Consider the following 1,618-nt stretch of genomic DNA (forward strand, 5'->3'; position numbering starts at 1 on the left):
TCACGTCCGTCATGTGTGGATGCCCCCTGCGGGTCAAGGTGGATGAGCTGCGACGGGTTGGAGAGCACGGGTGCGGTCATGTGTCCGGCCTCTGATGCGGCCGGGCTGGCCGCGGGCCCCGATGAGCTTCGCGGTGCGAGTGCCAGATCAACGTGACGCGCTCGGTTGCGCGTTGACGGACACGGTCTCTCTCGCAGCCGGTTTGCCGGTCTCTCTTCCATCGCCGCCTTGCACCTCGCCCCTGCCCGGCGGCGGCCGCCGGTCAGCTCCTCCCGGCGGCTATGCGGCCGCCGGGGACCTTGTAGACGCCGCCCTTCACCAGCAGTGCCCAGGCGGTGCGTGCCATCTTATTGGCGAGCGCGACGGCCGCGACCTTGAACGGCCGGCGGGCGAGCAGGCGCGTCGCCCAGTTCGCCGCTTCTGGGCTACGCCGTGCGTAGCGGAGATTGGCTGTGGCGCCGAGCACGAGGAATGCGCGGAGCGTGGCGTTGCCCGCGCGCGAGATGCGCCCCAGCCGCTCCTTCCCGCCGCTCGAGTGGGCCCGCGGAGCAAGGCCAAGCCACGCCGCGAAGTGGCGCCCGGACTTGAACCCACCGGGGTCCGGCACGAGGGCCTGCAGTGCGTTGGCCGTGATCGCGCCGATGCCGGGGATGGTGGCCAAGCGCCTGGCTGTCTCGTCTGCGCGCGAGCGGCGGATGATGGCGGTCTCGACCCTCTCAATGCGGAACTCGAGATGCTCGATCTGCTCGACCAGGACCAGCAGGGCCTCCCGCGCCATGCTTGGCAGGCGGTCGTCGGTGGGATCGCGGACGATCGCGGCGAGGTCGGCCACCCGCCCCATGCCCTTCGCTGCGACGATGCCGAACTCGGCGAGGTGACCGCGCAGGGCGTTGACCGATCGGGTGCGCTGCTCGACGAGCATCTGGCGAACCTTCAACTCGGCGGCCGCGGCTTGCTGCGCCTCGGTCTTCACGGGAACGAACCGCATCGTCGGCCGCGTCACCGCCTCGCAGATCGCCTCGGCATCGGCGGCATCGGTCTTGCCGCGCTTGACGTAGGGTTTCACGTAAGCTGGTGGCATCAGCAGTACCCGGTGACCAAGCGCTCCGAGAACACGCGCCCAATGATGCGCGCCGCCGCATGCTTCCATGCCAATCGTGGCCGGCGGTAGCCGCCGGAAGAACTCCTCGACATCGCCGCGCCGGAGCTTGCGTCGGAACACGGCCTGACCGGCCGCATCCACGCCATGCACCTGGAAGACGTTCTTCGCCAGGTCGAGGCCGATGGTGGTGATCTTCTCCATGGATGCTCCCTCCTCCCTGTGACCCGGGTTCAGCACCAGTCACGCTATGGCACACCGATGCCGCGGAGCAGGGGGCATCCACCTCATCAACGTGGTGGAAATCTGGGGTGTAGTTGAGGCGGCCACGGCTTAGGCGGCCTTGGGTGGGAGTTGCAGGGTTTCGGCGGCGGACGGCGGGCTGAGCAGCTCGGCGATCGCTTCGACGCCCCTGTAGCGGTGCTGGAGTTGCCACTCGTCGTTGGCCTCGAGCAGGACCGCGCCGATCAGGCGCAGGATTGACTGCTCGGAGGGGAAGATGCCGACCACGTCGGCGCG

Annotated in this window: 2 protein-coding genes; both read right to left on the reverse strand. The window is 69.1% G+C overall.

The window, feature by feature from the left end:
- Positions 1–262: 262 nt before the first annotated feature.
- Complete coding sequence (locus FK498_RS18615) at positions 263–1,303, reverse strand: IS110 family transposase (RefSeq protein WP_141857186.1); 1,041 nt, start codon at positions 1,301–1,303, stop codon at positions 263–265.
- 129 nt (positions 1,304–1,432) lie between these two features.
- The coding region (locus FK498_RS18620; RefSeq protein WP_202614934.1) for a transposase at positions 1,433–1,618 on the reverse strand (186 nt) is incomplete at its 5' end.

Origin of the sequence: Elioraea sp. Yellowstone (assembly GCF_006704265.1) — a bacterium.
In the GTDB taxonomy this organism is placed as follows: domain Bacteria; phylum Pseudomonadota; class Alphaproteobacteria; order Acetobacterales; family Acetobacteraceae; genus Elioraea.